Origin of the sequence: Mycobacterium sp. HUMS_12744610 (assembly GCF_041206865.1) — a bacterium.
In the GTDB taxonomy this organism is placed as follows: Bacteria; Actinomycetota; Actinomycetes; order Mycobacteriales; family Mycobacteriaceae; genus Mycobacterium; species Mycobacterium servetii.
On the sequence record NZ_JBGEDP010000001.1, the window covers coordinates 4695285 to 4711676 of the forward strand.

A 16392-nucleotide genomic window follows, 5' to 3' on the forward strand; every position below is an offset into this window, starting at 1 on the left:
ATCACCCCGGGCGTCGTCGGAGCGTTGTCTGCTGCCAGATGCCGAGGGCCTGCGCCAGCACCTGCTCGACGGGGCGGGAGGTGTCGATGCGGTGCGCGTCGTCCCAGCCGGAATCGTGCGCGGCCAGTGCCGCGGCGATCTCCGGGGTCACCTCCGAGTTGCCCGGCCGCCGGGTCGTGATCCGGTCGGCCGCCAGGCCGGTCGTCGACGAGCACATGAGTTCGACCATTGCCGAATGCGTTTCGTCGGCAAGACGGTACGCCTGCGCACGCATCCGCGGGTCACGCCACGTGCCGTCCAGGATCACCGACCGGCCGTTGCCCAGCGACTCCCGGGCCCGCCGCAGGACCACGTTGTAAACCGTCGCGACGTTCTCCGGGCTGTACAGTCCGATGTCCAGGACGCCGGAATCGCCGGCGATGACGTCAGCCTCGCGCAGTTGGCGCCGGACGTCGTCGGTCGAGATCACCTGAGCTCCGAAGGCTTCTGAAAGCCCTTGCGCCAGAGTGGACTTGCCGGTGCCCGGGTTGCCGCCGACGAGCGCCAGCCGCACGGTGCCGTTGCGCAGGTGCCGGCCCGCGATGTCCAGGTGGCGGGCGGCGTCGTCGGCGGCCCCCGGTTTGCCCTGGGTGAACCGCAGGCATTCGACCTTCGCGCGGACGACGGCGCGGTAGGCGACGTAGAAGTCCCGAAGCTCCGCCGGCGCGGTGTCCGCCGCGTGCTCGGCGTAGCGGTCCAGGAAGTAGGCCCCGAGGTCGTCGCGGCCGAGGAAGTCCAGATCCATTGCGAGGAAGGCGGCGTCGTCGATGCAGTCGACGTAGCGCAGTTCGTCGTCGAACTCGAGGCAGTCCAGCAGCGCCGGCCGCCCGCCCGCGTAGAAGATGTCGTCGGCGAGCAGGTCGCCGTGCCCGTCGACGATGCGCCCCGCCGCGACGCGGCCGGCGAACAGGGGCCCGCGCCCCGCCAAGAATTCCTCGGCGAGGTGCCGCAGCCGCGCCACCTCCCCGGCCGCGACGCCGGGAACCGGCAACCCCGCGTAGCGGTCGAGTTCCGTCAGGTTCTCGGCCCAGCGCCGCCCGATCGCCCCGGCATCGCCCTGGGCGTCGATCAGCGGGCCGCGCTCGGCAATGGCGTGGAATCCGGCCAGGGTCGCGGCGACGGCGTCCAGCACGCCGCGGACGGCGTCGTCCGGGCCGCGGGTCACCAGCGACGCCAGCCGGTCCTCGTCGCGGTAGCGGCGCATGACGACGACCGGTTCCGCCGGCCCGCCGGCGGGGTCGCTGAGGTGGGCGACGCCGAGATAACTCTGCGGCGACAGGCGGCTGTTCAACTCGACCTCCCGGGCGCAGGCGCGCTCGCGCCGCTCCGGCGTCCGGAAGTCGAGGAAGTCGGTCAGGACCGGCTTCTTGGCCTTGAAGGCGCGGTCACCGGCCAGCACAACCACACCCGTGTGGGTCTCCCGCACCTCGACGTAGGGCATCGCGGTCGTCATCGCCGGCGCGGCAGTGGTCGCCGTATCCATGGGCTCAGCGCGGCCGCGCGACGATCACCGGCATGCGGACCGAGTGCAGGACGGCGTTGCTGACCGACCCCAGCAGCATGCCGGTCAGCCCGCCCCGGCCGTGGCTGCCCACGACGACCAGCTGAGCGCCCTCCGCCTTCTCGATCAACTGCCTTGCCGGACGGTCACATTCGACGAGCCGATGCACCGTGACATCGGGGTAGCACTCCTGCCACCCCGCCAGCCGTTCGGCGAGGCTGAGCTCGGCCTCCTCCTTGACCGTCGCCCAGTCCATCCCCGGCAGTTCGTACACCTGGACGTCGCTCCACGCGTGCAGGGCCTGCAGGTCCACGCCGCGCCGGGACGCTTCGTCGAAGGCGATCGTCACGGCGAGCTCCGAGGCCGGCGAACCGTCGACGCCCACCAGCACCGGGGCCTGCGCGGGATGGGGCATCAGCGGATCCTCGTCGCGTACCACCGCGACCGGGCAGTGCGCGCTGCGCACCACGTTCGAGCTGACCGAGCCCAGCAGCGCCCGCGCCACCGTGCCGCGCCCGTGGCTGCCCACGACCAGCAGTTCCGCGTCTTCGGACATGTCCACCAGCGTAGGCACCGGTGGCGAGCACCTGAGCTCGCTGGACACGGCGACCTTGCGGTCGGTGGGCACGGCGTCCTCGGCGATCTTGACCGCCTGCTCGAGGACCCGACGGCCCTCCCCCTCCTCCCAGGCCGACACACCCGACGACAGCGGGAACTGCGGGTACATCGGCACGGCGGCGTTCACCATGTGCACCACGGTCAGCGGGACGTGCCGCAGTGCCGCCTCACGCGCCGCCCAGCAGACGGCGGCGTTGGACGCGGGCGATCCGTCGACGCCGGCGAGGATCCCGTACCGGTTGGCGGGTCCGGACATGTAGCACTCCCCTCGTTCAGTTGAAAACGCTATGGCGGGAATGGCCGTCGGGCATGAGGCTTTAGTCCTCAACCGCGTGGACAAGGGGCCCCGATCGGCTCGCACGGGTTCGATCGGGCCCCCCGCTGTGGCATCGTCACACCGGTGACCGAATGGCCCGCCACCATCGACCGGCGCTACCACGACGCGGTGATCTTCGACCTCGACTGCATGGTCGCCGAGGGCGGGGCCGGCGCGGTGCAGGTCTGCGATTCCACCGTGCCGCTGCTGCGCCGGCTGCGCGAAGTCGGCGCCGCCACCGCCGTGTGCTCGACCACCCGCGAATGCGCAACGGCGCTGCGCGCCGCCGGCGTCGCCGAACTCGTCGACGTTCTGATCGACGACGACCTCGACGGAAAGCACCGGCCGGCGATACTGACCGACATGGCCGGTCACCTGGGCGTCCGGCCCGTCCGCTGCGTGGTGATCGGGCGCGACGCCGACGGGGTGCGGGCCGGCCGGGACGGCGGCTTCGGCCTGGTCCTCGGCCTGCAGCGTAACGGCCACGCCGATGAACTGCTGGAAGCCGGCGCCGACACCGTCGTCGCCGACCTCGCCGAGATCTCGGTGCGGCGCGGCGGCACGGACATGCCCGCCATCGCCGACGCGCTGCAGGTGTACAACCAGCTCAAGGAACTGGTCGCGACCCGCCGGCCCGCGGTGTTCCTCGACTTCGACGGCACGCTGTCCGAGATCGTCGCGCGGCCGGACGCGGCGACACCGGTCGACGGCGCCGCCGACGCGTTGCGTGCGCTGAGCGCCCAGTGCCCCGTCGCGGTGATCAGCGGCCGGGACCTGGCGGACGTGCGCGGCCGCGTCGGTGTCGACGGATTGTGGTACGCGGGCAGCCACGGCTTCGAGCTGTCCGCACCGGACGGCACCCACCACGAGAACCCCGACGCCGCCGGCGTGGTCGACGCGCTGGCGGACGCGGCCAAGCGGCTGGTGGAGACGCTCGGTGACGTATCCGGGATCATGGTCGAGCACAAGCGTTTTGCCGTGGCGGTCCACTACCGCAATGCCGATCCCGCGGACATCGACCGGATCATCGCGGCGGTCCGCAGCCTCGGCCGGTCCGAAGGTTTCCGGGTCACGTCCGGCCGCAAGGTCGTCGAGCTACGCCCGGACATCGACTGGAACAAGGGCGCGACGCTGGACTGGCTCCTGCAACGAATCGACGGCCACGGCGACGGAATCGACGGTGCCGCCGGCCCCGACGCGGTGTTGCCGATCTACATCGGCGACGACATCACCGACGAGGACGCCTTCGACGCGTTGCAATTCGACGGCGTGGGAATCGTGGTGCGCCATGACGAGAACGGCGATCGCCCGTCGGCGGCGCTGTTCAGCCTCGAAAACCCCTTGGCCGTCTGCGAGTTCCTGCGGCGACTGGCCGCGGATCTGCGGCAGAACGCCGCCACCGAGGCCGACGATCCGTGGCAGCTCGTCTATGAGGGCTACGACCCCGGCGGCGAGCGACTGCGCGAGGCGCTGTGCACCGTCGGCAACGGCTACGTCGCCACCCGCGGTTGCGCTGCGGAGGCGGCCGCGTCCGAATCGCACTATCCGGGCACCTACGCCGCCGGGGTGTACAACCAGTTGGACGACGTGGTTGCCGGCCGCGCGATCGAGAACGAAAGCCTGGTCAACCTGCCCAACTGGCTGGCGCTGACCTTCCGCGTCAACGGCAGCGCGTGGTTTCACATCGACGCCGCCGAGTTGCTCTCCTACCGGCAGACTTTCGACCTGCGGCACGCGACGCTGACGCGCACGCTGCGATTCCGGGACGACGCGGGCCAGATATCCACGCTGACCCAGCAGCGGTTCGCCTCCATGCACGAACCCCACCTGCTCGCCATGCGGACCACACTCGAAGCCGAGAACTGGTCGGGCACGGTGGAATTCCGGTCACTGCTGGACGGAGCCGTGGGCAACACCATGGTCGAGCGCTACCGGTCGTTGTCGAGCATCCACCTGACCGGGGCGGCGATCGACGAGGTCGGCTCAGGTTCGGTGATACTGCGCACCGAAACCTCGCAGTCGCGGATCGCGATCGCGGTGGCCGCGCGCAGCACCGTCTGGAGCGAGGACGGCCTCGCCGACGCGCAGTACACGGCCGTGCGCGAATCAAACCGCGGCGGTCACGACATCCGGGTCGCACTGTCGGCGGGGCAGTCGCTGACGTGCGAGAAGGTCGTGACCATCTTCACCGGCCGGGATGCCGCCATCTCCGAGCCGGCCACCAGCGCCCGGCAGTACCTCGATGCGGCCGGTCGATACGCCGAGCTGCACGAACAGCACGCCCGGGCGTGGGCCCGGCTGTGGGAACAATGCAACATCGGACTGAGCGACAACGTCGTGGCGGTGCGGGTGCTCCGGCTGCACCTGGTGCACCTGCTGCAGACCCTGTCCCCGCACACCGCCGAACTCGACGCCGGAGTGCCGGCCCGCGGGCTGCACGGGGAGGCCTACCGGGGGCACGTCTTCTGGGACTCGCTGTTCGTCTCCCCGGTGCTGAGCGTGCGCCTGCCCAACGTCGCCCGGTCGCTGCTGCAGTACCGTTACCGACGCCTTCCCGAAGCCCGCCGCGCGGCGCGGCGGGCCGGCTATCGCGGCGCGATGATTCCGTGGCAGTCGGGCAGCGACGGGCGTGAGGTGAGCCAGGAGGTGCACCTCAATCCGCAGTCGGGCCGGTGGATTCCCGACGCCAGTGCGCGCGCGCATCACGTGGGCCTGGCCATCGCCTACAACGTGTGGCAGCACTACCAGGTGACCGGTGACCGGCAGTACCTCGTCGACTACGGGGCCGAGATGCTGGTCGAGATCGCGCGGTTCTGGGTCGGTCTGGCGAAATTCGACGACAGCCGCGGCCGCTACACCATCCGGGGGGTCATCGGCCCCGACGAATTCCATTCCGGTTACCCGGGCAAGGAATACGACGGGATAGACAACAACGCCTACACCAACGTGATGGCGGTCTGGGTGATCCTGCGGGCGATGGACGCGCTGGACCTGCTGACGCTGCGGGACCGGCTCGACCTCGTCGCAAAGGTCGGTCTGCGAGCCGAGGAACTCGAGCGGTGGCAACACGTGACCCGGCGCATGTTCGTTCCCTTCCACGACACGGACGACGGCATCGTGATCAGCCAGTTCGAGGGTTATCCAGAACTGGCGGAGCTGGATTGGGACCGCTACCGGCAGCGGTACGGAAACATCCAGCGACTCGACCGCATCCTGGAGGCCGAGGGCGACAGCGTCAACAACTACCAGGCGTCCAAGCAGGCCGACGCGCTGATGCTGCTCTACCTGCTGTCCTCCGACGAGCTGCTGGGCCTGTTCGGCCGGCTCGGCTACCGCTTCGCGCCCGAGCAGATTCCCAAGACGGTGGACTACTACCTGGCGCGCACCTCGGACGGGTCGACGTTGAGCGCCGTGGTGCACGCGTGGGTCCTGGCCCGCGCCAAACGGCACCGGGCCATGAGGTATTTCGTACAGGTACTGAGTTCCGATGTCCTCGACATCCAGGGCGGCACGACCTCGGAGGGAATACACCTGGCCGCGATGGCCGGCAGCATCGACCTGCTGCAACGGTGCTTCACCGGACTGGAAACCCGCGACGACCGGCTGATACTCAACCCGCACTGGCCGGAGCGGTTGGGTCCGATCGAGTTCCCGTTCCTGTATCGCGGCCAGCGGCTGCACCTGCGGATCAGCGGACGCGTGGGCGCGCTGACCTCCGAAGCCAAGAACGCCAGACCGGTCCTGGTCGAATGCCGTGGCCGCGTGCAGCAACTGCTGCCCGGACACCGGCTCGAAGTCCAGTGATCGCGAGCCCGGCGCCGGTGACCATCGCCGGCCGATCGGGGGTCCAACGACCCTGCTGGGCGGGGAGTCCGGCGCATAGTGTCAGGCATCGGCGGCCCGGGGAATCACCCCGGCGCCACCAGATTGGGAGGACGCGATGAACCAGCCGGCACAGCGGATCGTGGTTGGTATCGACGGCTCGGACGCGGCGATCAACGCGGCCAGGTGGGCGCTCACCGAGGCCGTCGGGCGCAACATCGCGCTGCGGCTCGTGCACGCCGTCCCCGACCGGCGGGCCGACGGGGGCACCGCCGACGACGGCCTGGAGGTCGAATACGCCGAAACGTCGCTGCGCGCCGCCGACGCGGCGTTGCAGGCGCTGGGCGAGCCGGTCAAGGTCGAAAGCGACATCGTGCGCGGATCGCCCGAAAGCGCCCTGCTCGACGAGTCGCGGGGCGCGGCGATGGTGTGTGTGGGGTCGGTGGGCATCGGGCGCATCGCCAGCAAGGTCCTCGGCTCGACCGCCGACGCCTTGGCCCGCGGGGCGCCGTGCCCTGTGGCGATCATCCGGTGCGACCGCGACGCCGCCGAACCGGGCCCCGCGCCGGACCCGGGATATGTCGCCGTCGTCGTCGACGACACCCCCGGCAACGACGCGGTGCTCGAACACGGGTTCCGCGAGGCACGGTTGCGCGGGGCGCCGGTGCTGGCGATGGGCGTGTGGCGCTGGGGCCTCGGTGAGATCCCCTACCGCCAGCTCGAACACCGGCTCGGCCCCTGGGTCTCCCGGTACCCCGAGGTGCACGTCATGCCGGCCGCCGCGCGGCGGGGGGCCGCCGAGTTCCTCGCCCACACCCAGGAACCGGTCCGGCTCGCCGTCGTGGGCGCCGACGACGCCGACAAGGTCGCCCGGCTCGTCGGGCCGACGGGGCGCGCGCACGGCCACGCCGTGTGTTCGGTGCTGGTGGTGCGCTGAGGCGGGCCGATCAGACGCCGACGATGGTCAGGAGATGTCCGAGACCCCGGAAGTCAGCGACGTTGCGCGGGTAGAGCGGGAGGTCGATCGCCACGGCGGAGGCGGCGATCGGCAGATCGACGGCGCGGGGCCTCGCCGCGTCGCTGCGAAAAAGTCGAACTCCATTGGCGGAGCGCTCCCGAACGCAGCGACCGCCGCGGCGGCGCTGACGAATCGAGCCCGACGCACCGGCGAAAGCTCACCGACCCGGTCAGCGCACCACGACCACCGGGACCCGTGCCGACTGTGCCACCGCCGAGCTGACCGAACCCAGCAGCATGCCGGGGAATCCCCCGCGCCCACGGCTGCCGAGCACGACCAGTTGGGCGCCTTCGGATTCCTGCAATAGCCAATGGGCGGGCTTGTCGCAGAACAGTTTTCGCTCGACGGCCACGTCGGGATACCGCTCCCGCCAGCCGGCCAGGCGCTCGGCGAGGATCTCGCGGCCTTCGGCTTCCCGCTCGTGCCAGTCCATCCCGAGGATCGGGAACACCGCTACGTCGCTCCAGACGTGCAGCGCCACCAGCCCGACGCCGCGGCGGGAGGCCTCGTCGAAGGCCAGCGCCGTCGCCTCCTCCGAGGCGGGCGACCCGTCGATCCCGAGCAGCACCGGCGCCCCCGGGCCGGGGGCGGCATCGGAATGGATGACCGCGACCGGGCAGTGCGCGTAATGGAGCAGACCCGCGGTCACCGAACCCAGCAGCAGTCGTCCCAGCGCACTCATCCCCTGGCTGCCGGCCACGACCATCCACGCCCCCTCCGAAGCGTCGACCAGGGCCGGAATCACGCCGGAATACACCAGCTGCGTGCGGATCTCGGGCGGCTCGGCGCCGCCCGGGCCGGCGGTCAGCGCCCCGCGGGCCCGCTCGAGGACGCGCTGCGCCTCTTCCTGCTGCCATTCGGGGATGTCGGCGTACAGCTGGCCGACCGGCCACCCGACGACCACGGGCTGCACGGCGTGGAACAGGGTGACGGGCAACCCGCGCAGGGTGGCCTCGCGTGCCCCCCAGGCCACGGCGGCATCGGATGCCGCCGACCCGTCGACGCACACCAGCACGCCGAATTCCGTTGACTTGTCCGCCATGTCGAACTCCTCGCTGTCAATCCCGGGGCAACTCGATCTCCAGATGGCGGACCGACCCGTAACCGCTCGGCTCGCAACGCCATCCGAGGTCGAAGAAAACCGTGAGCATGAGATGGTTCTCGCCGAGCACGTCGGCGGCGAAGCGCTCGACGCCGCGGGACCGCGCGATCGGGGCCAGATGCTTGAGCAGGGCCGTGCCCACGCCCACGGAATGATCCTCGTGGGCGACCACGACCGCGATCTCGGCCACCGCCGGGTCGTCGACGACGGTGTAGTGCGCGACCCCGATGAGCCGGCCGGCGTCGAACGCGCCCACGGCGTAGATCCCCTCGACCGGCTCGGTCAGCCTGCCGGCGAGTTCGCGCAGCGGTGCCGGCTGCAGGGTGAAGAAGCGGAGATAGCGGTCCCGGTCGGAGAGGTGCTCGTGCAGCGCCAGCACGGCCGCGGCGTCGTCGTGGCCCAGTCGGCGCAACGCCACGACCCGCCCGTCGAGCAACCGGGCGGTCGTCGCCGATTCCACCGCGTGCTCGCTCACGATCCCTGACGCTATTACGGCGCGGCGCGGTGAAACAGGGGCCGTTGGACCCCACGCGAGGGCCATCGGTCAGCGACCGGTCCCGGTCGCTAGCTCGTCAGCGGGGCGACCCAGTGGACCCGGGCGCCGCCCTCGGGCGGGTTGGTGACCTCGCAGGCACCGCCGAGTTGCTCGGCGCGGCGTTTCATGTTGGACAGGCCGCTGCTGCGCCGGTTGTCGGCCGGGATGCCGCGGCCGTTGTCGACGACGTCGAGGACGAACATGTCGCCGACGCTGACCTCCACGGTCAGGCGCGACGCCCCGGAGTGGCGCAGGGAGTTGCTGATGGCCTCCGCGGCGACCGCCTCGGCGTGGTCGGCGAGTTCGCCGTCCACCGCGGTCATCGGCCCGTGCATGCGCACCGTGGTGACGACGTCCCGGTTCTCGGTCAAATCGGCGATCACCCGCTGGATGCGGTGCCGGAAGTCGCCGTTCTTGCCCGCCGGGGACTTCAGCTGGAAGATCGTCGTCCGGATCTCCTCGATGATGGTCTGCAGGTCGTCGAGCGTGCGGTTGAGCCGCTCGGCCACCTCGGGTGAACGCGCGCGCGCCAGCGTGCCCTGCAGGTCCATGCCGGCCGCGAACAGCCGCTGGATCACGTGGTCGTGCAGATCGTGGGCGATGCGCTCGCGTTCGCCCAGGATGGTGAGCCGGCGCGCGTCCTCGCGGGCGGACGCCAGCACGAGCGCGATCGCGGCATGGGTGGCGAAATCGCTGACCAGGCCCAGATAGCTCTCGTCGAAGGGCGGCTGGTCGGCGCGGCGGGCGATCGCGATCACGCCGACCACCTCGTCGTGGGCGCGCAGCGGCATCAAAATTGCCGACCGCTGGCCGACGTCGGTGAACGCCTGGATCGGGTATTGCAGCGTGTCCGTGATCAGCGGTTCGCCGGACCGGAAGACGCTGCCGGAAGTCGATTTGTCCACCGGGACCTGCTGGCCCATCACCTCGGCGGCATGGACGCCCACGGCGGCGGAGACCACCAACGTGTCGACCTCGTCGTCCGGGATGTCGGCGTCGCCCGGGACGAGCACGATCGCCTGCTCGGCGCCGGTCAGGGCGCGTGCGCTCTCGGCGATCAACTGCAGCGGGCGCCGGTGCGGCTCGGCGCTGGACAGCAGCGCGGTGGTGATCTCGCGGCTGGCCTCCATCCACCGGACCGCCGTGCGCTCGCGTTGGAACACCTGCGCGTTGTCGATAGCGACCGCGGCCGCGAACGCCAGCGCGCGGGCGGCGACCTCGTCGGATTCGGAGAACAGCCGCGCCGGGTCGTCGTGGGTGAGATAGAGGTTGCCGAACAGGGTCTCCCGGATCGTGATGGGCACCGCGAGGAAGGCCCGCATGGGCGGGTGGTGCTCGGGGAACCCGGCGGCGGCCGGGTGCGTGGCCAGGTCGTCCATCCGCAGCGCGGGCGTGTCCATCAGCGACAGGCTGAGCAGGCCCTTGCCGACCGGCAGGTGCCCGATGCGCGCGGCCGTCTCCTCATCGAGGCCGTCGTGGACGAACGAGAGCAGGTTGCCGTCGGGATCGCGGATCGCCAGCGCGCCGTAGGGGGCGGAGGTCAGTTCCCGGGCCGCGCCGATGATGCGGCGTAGGGTGGCGTCCAGATCCAGGCCGGCACCGATCTCGACGATGACCCGCAGCAGTTGCTCCATCTGGTCACGCGCCGCCAGCAACTCGTCGAGCTGCTCGTGCATCCTGCTGAGCAGCCCGCGCTGGCCGAGCCCGGCAAAAGCCGAACCGCGTTCGTCGCCGGACACCCGACTCGTTACCTCCACGACATGTGTGCCAACGCAGCAGCCCGTGTTGCACAGGAACGACGACGGCGCGCTGATCAACGCGGGGTTGCCTGGTTGCAGCCTAGCCGCAATTCGGCGCGCCGCCCAACCTTGCGGGCGGCGGGCTCCAGTAAACTGCGCCCGGCTCAGTCGGGCGGCGCCCCCGTCGGCGAGTGCGGCTCCCCCGAGCGCCGATCCAGCTTCGAGGCGAAAACCGCAGCCTGGGTGCGCCGTTCCATGCCCAGTTTGGCCAGCAACCGCGACACGTAGTTCTTCACCGTCTTCTCGGCGAGGAACATCCGGGCGGCGATCTGCCTGTTGGTCAGCCCCTCGCTCAGCAACCCGAGCAGCGTCCGTTCCTGCTCGGTCAACCCGGACAGCGGGTCTTCGCGCTCCGACGCGCCGCGCAGCTTGGCCATCAACGCGGCCGCCGCCCGGTTGTCCAGCAGGGACTTCCCGGCGCCCACCTCCTTGATGGCGTGAGCCAGTTCCATGCCCTTGATGTCTTTGACGACGTAGCCGCTGGCGCCGGCCAGGATCGCCTCGAGCATCGCTTCGTCGGAGGTGAACGACGTCAGCATCAGGCAGCGCAGGTCGGGATGATCCGACACCAGGTCGCGGCACAGCTCGATGCCGTTGCCGTCGGGTAGGCGCACGTCGAGTACGGCGACGTCGGGCTGCAGCGCCGGTATCCGGGCCTTGGCCTCCGAGACCGATCCGGCTTCGCCGACGATCTCCAGCTCAGGGTCCGAGGCGAGCAGGTCGGCAAGACCGCGGCGGACCACTTCGTGGTCGTCGACCAGAAACACCTTAACCATTGCGAGTCCTTCCTGCCGGCCGTGCGAGCGCGTCACCGACCGACCATCGACCCAATATCCCATATCCCGACCGGCGGCAGGGCTCACAGATGCCGCCGGTTGACCACCAGCAGCGAGCAGCCCGCGTCCTGCAACCGCGCGGCGCCGGCCGGCCCGACGAGTTCGGCGAGGCGCTGCCGATTGCGGGAACCGACGATCGCCAGCTGCACCGGCCGGTGCCCGGCCACATACTCCAGCAGGCCGCCTTGCGCCACAGCCGATTCCACCCGCAGGTCCGGGTAGCGCCGGGTCCACCGGGCCAGCCGGCGACCAAGGTCGGCCAGCGCCGAGCGGTCAGCCTGCCCCGCTGCGCCGGCCGTGTCGTCCGCTCTGCCGCGCACGACCGCGTGCAGGGCGGCGTCGCGCAGCCGGGCCTCCTCGACCGCGGCGCCCAACACGATCTCCGCGTCCTCGCTCTCGATGGACCCGCCGAGTTCGACCACGATCGCCGCGGCAAGGCCGGTGGGCGGGCGGGGCTGGTGAGCCCGGACAATCGCCACGGGGCAGTGCGCCGACGTGGCCACCGCGGCGGCGGTAGAACCGACCCTGCCCGGCTGGAAGTGACGCAACCCGACCGCACCCACGCACAGCAGGGTCGCCGACGCCGAGGCGCGGATCAGCGAGCGGGCCGCCGGCCCGTCGGTCACCCGGGTCTCCATTTTCGGCGGCGCGCCCGCGGCCTGGATGGCGGTGGTCGCGTGGTTAACCGCCCTTTCCACCCTTTGCGTGGCGTCCGGGCCCTCGCCCGGCTCGACCGCGCCGACCAGGCGCAGCGTGGCGTCGCGGCTGACTGCCTCATCGACCGCCCACAACGCCGCCCGCAGCGCCGCTTTCGAGCCGTCGACGCCGACCACCACCGACCGGGGCTGCACGGACTCGTTCATCGCGGTCGGGGGCTGCCTACTGCCGCACGACGAGCACCGAACAGTCGGGGTAACCGACGATCGGATGGCAGTTGGGGGTGGTGAGCCCGGCTATCTGTTCGCCGTCGGCACCGCCCACGACGGCCAGCTCGATTGCGGCGCCGTGGCTTTCGCCGGGCTTCGTCCCGGCGCCCGCCGCGACGGTCTGCACGGGCACGTCCGGGTAGCGCCGAACCCAGCTGTTCAGACGCCGGTCTATCTGCCGCACGGTTGCGTGGCGGAGGCGCCCCTCCTCCATCGCCCGGTGCACGACCTCGTCGTTGTCGGGATCGTCGTTGAGCACCACCGCGATCACGCCGAGCTGTGTCGGGGAGCCGTTCGGATTGCTGCGAATGACGGCCACCGGGCAGCGCGCTTGCGCGACCAGGCCGGCGGCGGTGGGCCCCAGCAGGCCGTCGGCCGCCCAACCGCGCCGCGCGGTGCCCACGCACACCAGCGCCGCGTCCTGGGATTCGTGGATCAGGACCTGCGCGGGGTCGCCCGAGAGGATCGCCGTTTCGACCTCGACCGGTTTGCCCGAACTGGCCACGGCGTGCTCCGCCTGGGACAGCGCCGTCTCGCCGCGCTCGACCTCCCACTCGGAGGCCGTCCCGGACCCGGGTTCCGCGCCGTGACCGCCGACGACGTAGACCAGGCGAAGCGGTAGTTGCCGGCTCCGGGCCTCCTCGACCGCCCACTTGGCGGCGTTGACCGCGGCCTGTGAGCCGTTGATGCCCACGACCACCGACTTCGAGTCCAGCTCGTCCATGTCGGCTCCTGACTTGTTCTGCGCCTCCATGTCAGGCTATTGCGCCGCGACGCATTGCGGAGGGGCCGTTGGGCCCCACCTGCGATGCCGTTCGTCCTCCTACGGTGCGGACCGGCGATGCTCAGACGTCCACTGGTTCGGCGGCGAGCGCGAAAAGCCTTTCCACGTCCGCCCGCTCGCACGCGGCGGTGCCGGGTGTCATGAGCATGGCCGTGCCCGCCGCGATGCCCAACCGCACGGCCTTGACGAGCGGCCATCCGCGACCGAGCGCCACCGTGATGGCGGCGACCATCGCGTCGCCGGCCCCCACCCCGCTCCCGCCGGACATCGGGATGGCGGCGAATCGCTGGCCGGCGTGCGTCGTCGCGAGCAGCGCCCCCTGGGAGCCCAGCGACACCAGCACGCTCTCGGCGCGACCGGTGTCGACGAGTTCGTGCGCGGCGGCGAGCTGGTCGGCCTCGGTCACCAGCGGCCGGCCTACGCATTCCCGCAGCTCGCGCACGCTCGCCTTGAGCAGGAAAATCCCCGAGGAGACGTGCCGCAGGCCGCCGCCTGAGGTGTCCAGGATCAGGTTCACGCCCAGCTCCCGGCACATCTCGGCGACCCGCTGGTAGTAGTCGGCGGGGACGCCGGGAGGCAGGCTGCCGCTCGCCACGACGAAGTCGGCGGCCACGGCCGCCACGCGCAACTCGTCCAGGCACCAGGCCTGTTCGAGGTGGGACAACCGGGGCCCGGGCAGGACGAAGCGATACTGCCGGCCGGTGCCGGTCTCGTTGACGGTGAAGCTCTCCCGCGTCGAGGTGCCGATCGCGACCCGCCGGTACGGCACCCCCGCCACGTCGAGCAGCGACGTGAGCATGTCACCGGTCGGCCCCCCGGCCGGGAACACCGCCTCGACCGACGCGCCGAGCACGTGGGCGATGCGGGCGACGTTGATGCCGCCACCGCCCGGGTCGTAGCGCGGTGTGTCGCAGCGCAGTTTGTCCGTCGGCCGCACCGCGTCGACGCCGGTCGTGATGTCCAGCGCCGGGTTCATAGTCAGCGTGACGATCTGCGCACGGCCCGGGGTCGGCCCGTCCGGTGGCTCCATCACAGGCCGCTCGGGTAGGTTTCCGGCGTCTCGCCGGCGACCCAGACGCTCGTGGGCTCCAGGGGCTGCAGCGCCCGGGTTCTGTCGATGTGGATCATCGCGTCGAACTGGTCCGCGGGCCGCACGTGGAAGTAGTGGCTCTGCCGTTCGGTGGCGGGCAGGTAGATCACGCCGATGGCGCGGCCCAGCCGGACGGTGCTCAGCGGTTCGGCGGCGCCGGGGGTGATGCGGGCCGACACCAGGAAGGCGCCGTTGCCGGTCTCGTGCAGGAGTTCCTCGATGCTGCCGCCCAGCGCCGGCCGCACGGCCTTGCGTTCGGCGACGCCGCCCCACTCGCTGGCCGCGGTGACCGTGCCGGTGTAGGTGCTGAACCCGATGAGCCGCGACGCCTTGCCGTATCGCTGGCGGGCCAGTTGGCCCAGGGTGAGCTGTCCGTCGGCCCACACTTCGGTCGCGCGCGCGTCGCCGACGTGAGAGTTGTGCGCCCACACCACTATTCGCGCCGGCGGCACGTCGTGGTGGCGGTCCAGGTGTTCGAGCAGCGCACCGAGGGTCTGCGCCATGTGTTTGTCGCGCAGATTCCACGAGGTGACGCGCCCGCTGAACATCGCGCGGTAGTAGACCTCCGCGTTGCGCACCGTCTGCGCGTTCTGCTGGGCGTAGAAGAGCTCGTCCTCGGCGAGCAGCCCGTCCATGCGGGCGTAGGCCAGCGCGTTGCGCTGGATGTCGACCAGCTGGTCGATGGCCTCCTTCTCGCACGACGGGCCCGCGCCGAAAGCCGCCGAGAAGCCGTACGCCTGCCCGTCGTCGGCCGAGGCGTGGTCGAAGCAGGAGTACCGGCTCCGGGCCCGCGCCGCCGCCCTGGGGTCCACCCTGTCCAGGTAGCCGATCACCTCGTGAATCGAGCGGTGCAGGCTGTAGAGGTCCAGGCCGTAGAACCCGGCCTGCCGGCGCCCGCTGGACTCGTGGCGGCGGTTGCGGTCACGCAGCCAGTCGACGAAGTCGCGGACGACGACGTTGCGCCACATCCAGGCCGGGAAGCGTTCGAACCCGCTCAACGCCTCGTCGGCGGTGGTGTCCCCGCCGGTGCCGTGCACGTACCGGTTCACCCGGTAGGCGTCGGGCCAGTCGGCCTCCGCCGCGACGGCACAGAAGCCCTTCTCCTCGATCAGCCACTTGGTGATCTCCGCCCGGGCCTCGTAGAACTCGTGTGTGCCGTGCGAACTCTCGCCGATCAGCACGACCCGCGCATCGCCGATCAGCTCCTCCAGGGCGGCCAGCGGCGGAACGCCGCCGGGGGCATCGATCGCCACCGCAGCGATCAGGTCGGCGGGGTTTTGCGCCGCAACGCTTTTGGCCGTCGCTTCGGTGGTCGGGGTGGCCAGAAGCTGACGGACCTCCTCGTCGGTGACCTGCCGGAAGTCCCAGAACGACTCCCCGACCGCCAGAAACGGCGTCGGCATGGTCGCGCAGACGACGTCGTCGACGAGGCTCTCGAACTCCCGGACCGTGGACTCGGGGGCCGCGGGCACCGCGATCACGATCTCGGCGGGCTGCGCCTCCCGCAGCGCCTGCACGGCCGCGAACATGCTCGCGCCGGTGGCCAGGCCGTCGTCGACGAGGATGACGGTCCTGCCCGTCACATCAACGGGCGGGCGTCCGTCCCGATAGGCGGCCTCGCGCCGGGCGAGCTCCCGGCCCTCGCGCTCGGCGATGTGGCGCAGCTGCTGCGGGGTGACCCGCAGCCCGCGCACGACATCGTCGTTGACCACGACACGGCCCCCGCTCGCCAAGGCCCCCACGGCGAACTCCTCGTGACCCGGCGCGCCGAGCTTGCGCACGACGAACGCGTCCAGCGGGACGCGCAGCGCGGCCGCCACCTCCCACGCCACCGGCACCCCGCCGCGGGCCAGACCCAGGACGATCACGTCCGGCCGGTCGCGGTAGGTGCTCAGGAGGCTGGCCAACACCCGCCCGGCCTCACGCCGGTCACGGAAAACCCGCCGCGGCGAGTGCCGGGCGACATCGGTTGCTCTGGTCATGGGGCACCGCTCCTGGGTCTGCGA

The 16392-nt window shown here is 71.3% G+C and carries 12 protein-coding genes; 2 read left to right on the plus strand and 10 right to left on the minus strand.

All coding sequences use genetic code 11. The features are described from left to right. Position 1: 1 nt before the first annotated feature. Positions 2 to 1522: a bifunctional aminoglycoside phosphotransferase/ATP-binding protein gene (locus AB8998_RS22865; protein ID WP_369739903.1), complete on the minus strand. Its 1521-nt coding sequence runs from the start codon at positions 1520 to 1522 to the stop codon at positions 2 to 4. 4 nt (positions 1523 to 1526) lie between these two features. After that, positions 1527 to 2414, minus strand: a complete 888-nt coding sequence (locus tag AB8998_RS22870; RefSeq protein ID WP_369739905.1) for a universal stress protein — start codon at positions 2412 to 2414, stop codon at positions 1527 to 1529. Between the two features lie 210 nt (positions 2415 to 2624). Between AB8998_RS22870 and otsB the strand changes: the two genes are divergently transcribed. Both otsB and AB8998_RS22880 read left to right on the plus strand, forming a co-directional pair. Continuing rightward, positions 2625 to 6278, plus strand: a complete 3654-nt coding sequence (gene otsB / locus AB8998_RS22875) for a trehalose-phosphatase (protein ID WP_369741720.1) — start codon at positions 2625 to 2627, stop codon at positions 6276 to 6278. Positions 6279 to 6414: 136 nt separating this feature from the next. Continuing rightward, on the plus strand, positions 6415 to 7233 hold the full coding sequence (locus AB8998_RS22880) for a universal stress protein (protein ID WP_369739906.1): 819 nt from the start codon (positions 6415 to 6417) through the stop codon (positions 7231 to 7233). Positions 7234 to 7483: 250 nt separating this feature from the next. Here the strand turns inward: AB8998_RS22880 and AB8998_RS22885 are convergent, their stop codons facing one another. From AB8998_RS22885 to AB8998_RS22920, 8 genes are all read right to left on the minus strand, one after another. Further along, on the minus strand, positions 7484 to 8356 hold the full coding sequence (locus tag AB8998_RS22885) for a universal stress protein (RefSeq protein WP_369739908.1): 873 nt from the start codon (positions 8354 to 8356) through the stop codon (positions 7484 to 7486). A 16-nt stretch (positions 8357 to 8372) separates the two neighbouring features. Continuing rightward, positions 8373 to 8891: a GNAT family N-acetyltransferase gene (locus tag AB8998_RS22890; protein ID WP_369739909.1), complete on the minus strand. Its 519-nt coding sequence runs from the start codon at positions 8889 to 8891 to the stop codon at positions 8373 to 8375. A gap of 89 nt (positions 8892 to 8980) precedes the next feature. Further along, entirely contained in the window at positions 8981 to 10627 is a 1647-nt protein-coding gene (locus AB8998_RS22895) for a sensor histidine kinase (RefSeq protein ID WP_369741721.1), read from the minus strand. A gap of 227 nt (positions 10628 to 10854) precedes the next feature. After that, positions 10855 to 11526: a hypoxia response regulator transcription factor DosR/DevR gene (gene dosR / locus AB8998_RS22900; RefSeq protein WP_369739910.1), complete on the minus strand. Its 672-nt coding sequence runs from the start codon at positions 11524 to 11526 to the stop codon at positions 10855 to 10857. An 83-nt stretch (positions 11527 to 11609) separates the two neighbouring features. After that, positions 11610 to 12449 (minus strand): universal stress protein, encoded by an 840-nt coding sequence (locus AB8998_RS22905; RefSeq protein ID WP_369739911.1) that lies wholly within the window; start codon positions 12447 to 12449, stop codon positions 11610 to 11612. A 16-nt stretch (positions 12450 to 12465) separates the two neighbouring features. Beyond that, a complete protein-coding gene (locus tag AB8998_RS22910) occupies positions 12466 to 13236 on the minus strand; it encodes a universal stress protein (protein WP_369739912.1) in 771 nt (256 codons plus the stop codon). A gap of 121 nt (positions 13237 to 13357) precedes the next feature. After that, positions 13358 to 14326, minus strand: a complete 969-nt coding sequence (locus AB8998_RS22915; protein WP_369739914.1) for a 1-phosphofructokinase family hexose kinase — start codon at positions 14324 to 14326, stop codon at positions 13358 to 13360. Further along, positions 14326 to 16368 carry an erythromycin esterase family protein gene (locus tag AB8998_RS22920; RefSeq protein ID WP_369739915.1) on the minus strand — a complete coding sequence of 681 codons (2043 nt, stop codon included), beginning with the start codon at positions 16366 to 16368 and terminating at the stop codon, positions 14326 to 14328. Before AB8998_RS22920 ends, AB8998_RS22915 begins: the two co-directional genes overlap by 1 nt. Positions 16369 to 16392 lie beyond the last annotated feature (24 nt).

Coding starts and splice junctions, on each gene's coding strand:
- otsB (WP_369741720.1), top strand. CDS start 2,625: ATGGTCGCCGAGGGCGGGGCCGGCGCGGTGCAGGTCTGCGATTCCACC.
- AB8998_RS22910 (WP_369739912.1), bottom strand. CDS start 13,236: ATGGACGAGCTGGACTCGAAGTCGGTGGTCGTGGGCATCAACGGCTCA.
- dosR (WP_369739910.1), bottom strand. CDS start 11,526: ATGGTTAAGGTGTTTCTGGTCGACGACCACGAAGTGGTCCGCCGCGGT.
- AB8998_RS22885 (WP_369739908.1), bottom strand. CDS start 8,356: ATGGCGGACAAGTCAACGGAATTCGGCGTGCTGGTGTGCGTCGACGGG.
- AB8998_RS22905 (WP_369739911.1), bottom strand. CDS start 12,449: ATGAACGAGTCCGTGCAGCCCCGGTCGGTGGTGGTCGGCGTCGACGGC.
- AB8998_RS22920 (WP_369739915.1), bottom strand. CDS start 16,368: ATGACCAGAGCAACCGATGTCGCCCGGCACTCGCCGCGGCGGGTTTTC.
- AB8998_RS22880 (WP_369739906.1), top strand. CDS start 6,415: ATGAACCAGCCGGCACAGCGGATCGTGGTTGGTATCGACGGCTCGGAC.
- AB8998_RS22915 (WP_369739914.1), bottom strand. CDS start 14,326: ATGGAGCCACCGGACGGGCCGACCCCGGGCCGTGCGCAGATCGTCACG.
- AB8998_RS22870 (WP_369739905.1), bottom strand. CDS start 2,414: ATGTCCGGACCCGCCAACCGGTACGGGATCCTCGCCGGCGTCGACGGA.
- AB8998_RS22895 (WP_369741721.1), bottom strand. CDS start 10,627: ATGCACGAGCAGCTCGACGAGTTGCTGGCGGCGCGTGACCAGATGGAG.
- AB8998_RS22865 (WP_369739903.1), bottom strand. CDS start 1,522: ATGGATACGGCGACCACTGCCGCGCCGGCGATGACGACCGCGATGCCC.